5 protein-coding genes and 1 pseudogene are annotated in these 4,750 nt (G+C 63.9%); 3 read left to right on the forward strand and 3 right to left on the reverse strand.

From position 1 onward, the window contains the following. Both RIF85_RS14555 and RIF85_RS14560 read right to left on the reverse strand, forming a co-directional pair. Positions 1–355, reverse strand: a 355-nt coding sequence (locus RIF85_RS14555) for a PIG-L family deacetylase (RefSeq protein ID WP_309072619.1), incomplete at its 3' end; no start/stop codon positions are given. Then, positions 352–882, reverse strand: a complete 531-nt coding sequence (locus RIF85_RS14560; RefSeq protein WP_309072620.1) for a ferritin — start codon at positions 880–882, stop codon at positions 352–354. The genes RIF85_RS14555 and RIF85_RS14560, both read right to left, overlap by 4 nt. A gap of 332 nt (positions 883–1,214) precedes the next feature. On the opposite strand from RIF85_RS14560, the gene RIF85_RS14565 reads away from it, so the two are divergent. Then, positions 1,215–2,630, forward strand: coding sequence for a stealth family protein (locus tag RIF85_RS14565; RefSeq protein WP_375164862.1), 1,416 nt, complete (start codon positions 1,215–1,217; stop codon positions 2,628–2,630). A 1-nt stretch (position 2,631) separates the two neighbouring features. Here the strand turns inward: RIF85_RS14565 and RIF85_RS14570 are convergent, their stop codons facing one another. Then, entirely contained in the window at positions 2,632–3,543 is a 912-nt protein-coding gene (locus RIF85_RS14570) for a phosphodiesterase (protein WP_309124773.1), read from the reverse strand. A gap of 178 nt (positions 3,544–3,721) precedes the next feature. Between RIF85_RS14570 and RIF85_RS14575 the strand changes: the two genes are divergently transcribed. Both RIF85_RS14575 and RIF85_RS14580 read left to right on the forward strand, forming a co-directional pair. Further along, positions 3,722–4,468 carry a M50 family metallopeptidase gene (locus RIF85_RS14575; RefSeq protein ID WP_309072622.1) on the forward strand — a complete coding sequence of 249 codons (747 nt, stop codon included), beginning with the start codon at positions 3,722–3,724 and terminating at the stop codon, positions 4,466–4,468. A 91-nt stretch (positions 4,469–4,559) separates the two neighbouring features. Then, positions 4,560–4,750, forward strand: a pseudogene (locus RIF85_RS14580) (hypothetical protein); the annotation flags it as partial.

The following is a 4,750-nucleotide window of genomic DNA, read 5'->3' on the forward strand; positions in this document are numbered from 1 at the left end:
CGTGGTTCAGGGTCACGACGCCGTCGGGCCGGTGTCTGCGGATAGCGGCGGCGAGGTCGCGGCGGAGATCGAGCGACTCAGTCAGGCGCCCGTCCGGGTAGTCAAGGAACTCCAGCACATCGACCCCGACGAGGTCGCAGGCAGCGCGCTGCTCCCCCTCGCGTAGCGGTCCGCTCTCCGCGGGCGGCAGACCCGCGATCCCGGCCTCGCCGCGCGTGGCAAGCACGTAGCGAACCTCCTTGCCCTGCGCGATCCACTCGGCGACCGCCGCCGAGGTGCCGTATTCGGGATCATCCGGGTGAGCCATGAGTACGAGTGCGCGCTGCCAGTCCGTTGGGAAAGGCTCCAGCGTCACAGCGCGCCTCCGGCTGCTTCGGGCATGTTCGGATCATGGCCGGAATCACCCACTGTTTCCCGGGCAAGGAAATTCTCGATGTCGAACAGGTTGTCCGCCCGCTCGACGATGGTGAGGAGCGTCGACATGGACGCGACTTCTTCAACCTGCTCCTTGAGGAACCACAGCATGAACTGCTCCCCCAAAGCGTCGGTCTCCGCCCGGGCTCTCGCGAACAGGGCCTCGATATCCGCAGTCACCTGCTTCTCCTGTGCAAGGGCGAGGGAGATCGGCTCGACGACCGACGTGAAGTCGTTCCGTACGGGTCCAACTCCGGGGATCTGCACTTTCTGACCCCTGTCGAGCATGTATTGGACCATCATGAGAGCGTGGTTTCGCTCCTCCAGCGACTGTCTGTAGAAGTGCGCGGCCAGGCGCGGAAGGTCCTGGCCGTCGAACCACACAGCGGTAGCCAGGTACTGTTGCGACGCTGCGAACTCGTTGCCGATCTGCCGGGTCAGCAGGTCAGTGAAGGTTGTCTCGGCCATGGTTCCCTCCGTTGCAGGCTTTCCCCGCGGTGGACTGCTCTCCGGTAGGTCGGGGTCCCTGTAGGCAGGCTTATCATTGGAGCAGCAGCCGTGCAAGCAATCTGTGAATGCACCGGTGATACCGCATGTCCTGATAACCGTTGGAGGATCCCATTACAGATACCGCCGCCCAGCATGACATTTACTTCGGCGCACCCGAAGTGGAGAACGACGCCGAACTGCTCGAGTCTGCCTCCAGTGCCGCCGTCGCGAGACTGAATGACCGCGATGACATCACTACCGTCAAGCGCCGGTTCGCGCTCATCAATACGGACACAACACCGCATCAGGCAATGGTGGAGGATCTGTTGTTCATCCGGGAGGCGCTCGAGCGTGCCGGTTTGGAGTATCTGCTGGTTCGGGGAAACGACGAGCGTCCCGTCGTCGCGGTTGACTTGAAGCACCGGGAACGGCTGCGGGAGGCACTCGTTGAAGCGTGCCGCAACGAGCCCTTCTATTCCAGGACCGTGGACACGAAGCGGCGGACCACGCTGCTGGTGGCCGACGGCGCACTGTCGCCCAGCGACAAGGCGCGGATCTTCCGGTTATTCCGTCCCCGCATCGAGCCGATCGGCGGGCTGACCTTTGGCCCGTCCGCCGGCGTGCAGATCGAGCTGTGGTCCCTCGACGGCGACCGCATCGTGCTGCCCATGGAGAACTCGCTGACGCGGCGCACCCTCCCGTCCAACGAGGTGGTGCGCGGATCCGTCAACCGCCACGGCCTGGTCTGGCCGACCATCGACAACATGTTCGCGGATCACGCGACCGACATCGATTTTGACATCGACCTCGTCTTCAGCTGGGTGGACGGCAGCTCCCCTGAGTATCTGGCGGCCCGCGCCGCCCGCATGAAGAACGTCATCGTGGGTGAAGGTGATGACCACGAGGCTCGCTACCGGCAGATCAACGAACTGAAGTACGCGCTGCGCTCGGTCTACATGTTCGCGCCGTGGATCCGCCGCATCTTCATTGCTACCGATTCCGCCCGTCCGGAGTGGCTGGCGGACCACCCGTCGGTCACGCTGGTGCCGTCTGAGGAGCATTTCAAGGATCCCTCGGTACTGCCGACCTACAACTCACAGGCCGTCGAGTGCCAACTGCACCACATTCCCGGGCTGTCGGAGTATTTCCTGTACTCGAACGACGACATGTTCTTCGGCCGTCCCGTGGGTCCGGACATGTTCTTCTCCCCCGGCGGGATCACCAAGTTCATCCAGGCCGATACCCGGATCGGGCTGGGCGAGAACGATGCAGAGCGCAGCGGATTCGAGAACGCAGCCCGGGTGAACCGCCGCCTGCTCCACGAGCGATTCGGCCGCATCACCACCCGCCATCTGGAGCACACGGCGGCTCCGCTGCGCAAAAGCGTCATGTTCGAAATGGAGGACGAGTTCGCCGAGGAATTCGCGGCGACGGCTGCGTCAAAGTTCCGCGCGAAGGACAACATCTCCGTCACCAATTCGCTGTACCACTATTACGCCCTGCTGACCGGCCGCGCCGTGACCCAGGAATCGGCGAAGGTGAAGTACATCGACACCACCATGCGTTCGGGCCTTCGACAGCTCCACAAGTTGCTGGACAAGCGCAACATGGACCTGTTCTGCCTCAACGACGGCAGCTTCCCGGAGATCCCCGCCGAGGAGCGTGCCCGGGTGGTGACCGATTTCCTTGAGAAGTACTTCCCGGTGAAGGCTCCCTGGGAGAAGTAGGTCAGACGCCGGTGAGCGCCTTCGCCGGCGCTGCCTCGGCGATCTGCACACCGGCGGCTTCCAGACGGCGCCGTGTCTCCTCACGGGGTACGGTTTCGCCGACGGCGGTGTGGCTGCCGACCGGAACCACGGAGTGTACGACGGTGTCCTCGTAGACGTGCACCAGGTTATAGGCCTGCGCTCCGTCGCGGCCGCGGGTTCCACCGTTGTCGTAGGTGAGGTCCTGCGTATAGCAGGTGGCCGAGGCCACGGACACCGGAATACCTGCGAACAACGCGCTGGTCGAGTAGTGCAGGTGCCCGGCCAGGATGGCGCGGACGTCGGTGTCGCGGATGACGTTCGCCAGCCGGTTCTGGTCACGGAGCTCCACCAGTACCGCGAGGTCCTGAACACACGGAACCGGCGGATGGTGCAGGGCGAGGATGGTGCCGAAGGGCGCAGGGGTAAGGAGCTCGTTGGCAAGCCAGACCAGCTGCTCATGGCTGATCTCACCGTAATGGTGACCCGGCACCGTGGAGTCCAGCGTGATGATCCGCAGTCCGTTGATCAGGTAGCTGCGGTCGAGGGGGGCCGTGTCCGCGGGCTCCCTCAGCAGTTCGCTGCGGAGCGTCGCCCGGTCGTCATGGTTGCCCATCGCCCAGATGACCTCGGCGCCAAGCTTTCGGGCAGCAGGGTCAACGATGGTGCGGAGCTTCGCGTAGGCCTCGGCCTCTCCCTTGTCTGCAAGGTCGCCCGTAAAGACAATCGCGTCCGGTCGTGACCCGGATGCTTCCAGATCGTCGAAAATCTGCCGGAGCCGCGCTTCGCTGTCCACCGCCCCATACAGGGGTTCAGTGCCACCCACCAGATGGGTGTCGCTCATATGCAGGATGAAATGTTGCGGCCGTGGGTGCTCGGCCGTCCGGAAGTTCATGATCGCCTTCTCGATAGCTCGAATAGCTTTCACTCATTTAACATTCATCAAAGCAGAGGCATTCCTACCTTGAGTTGAACGTCACACGGCGAGTCCGTTAATACTTCTCCGCCGGATGGGACCTCGTGACAGTTATTCGGATCCGCTGCGAGACGGGATGGCCCGGTACCATCCGATAGTGGAGTTTTTGGCGCAGTGGTGGGATCGGATTGTCGCGGGGTTCAGCCGGAGCCAGCCGCCCCAGCTGACCCTGACCGAAGTTCTCCTCATCCTGTTGGCTGCGGCTGCCCTCTCCATTCCCCCTGTGACCTGGCGGTACTTCGGGCTCTTCAGCACCGTGGTCCACGAGCTTGGCCATGCCTTCGCCGCACTGGTCGCCGGAAGCCGTGTCACCGGCATCCGACTCAACTTTGACCACTCAGGACTCACCACCTCGTTCGGCCGCCCGGGCTGGCGCACAACATGGGCAACATTCTGGGGGTACCCGGTGCCCGCCGTCGTCGGCTCCGTCCTTGTCTGGTGCGGTTTCGCAGGCTGGGCGCCTGCGGCGCTCTCGGTGGGGGCGCTGATGCTGCTGCTCGCCCTGCTGTTCATCCGCAATGCCGGCGGTGTGCTCATCCTCCTGGGTGCGGTGGCCGTTTCGGCCGTCCTCGTGGCAGCCGTTCCCGCCGAATTCAGCGGCCACGTGGTGGTTGCGCTCGGAGTGGCGCTGCTGGTCGGCTCCGTCCGCGACCTTGGCAAGGTCGCCAACGTCCACCTACGACGACGGCGGGAGCGCGGACAGTCCGATGCTTACCTTCTGTACCGCTCGACGGGGATTCCTGCTGCAGTCTGGCTGGTCCTGTTCACGGCGGTGATCGGAGGGTCGATCGCGTGGGCGTGGACCGTCGTCAGTTCGGGAGTGCCTGTGTCGCTGGGAATGTGAGGTTCCTGCGCTCTGAGGGCGCACCTCTGGCGGCGCGCTGTCCCCCGACGTAGGCTCAAACCAGCCCACCCGATCCACCAAGGAGCCTTCAATGAATCTCAGCCACGTCCCCCTGCGTCTCAGCACCGGAGCTTTCATCCTGAACTCGGGTCTGACGAAACGGGAAATCGACAGGGACACCGCCGCCTACCTGCAGGGCATGGCAGCCAACGCCTTTCCCCAGGTGAAGCAGCTTGATCCCGAGAAGTTCGGCAAGGTTCTGGCCGCCGCCGAGATGGGACT

Origin of the sequence: Arthrobacter sp., from assembly GCF_031179385.1 — a bacterium.
In the GTDB taxonomy this organism is placed as follows: domain Bacteria; phylum Actinomycetota; class Actinomycetes; order Actinomycetales; family Micrococcaceae; genus Arthrobacter_D.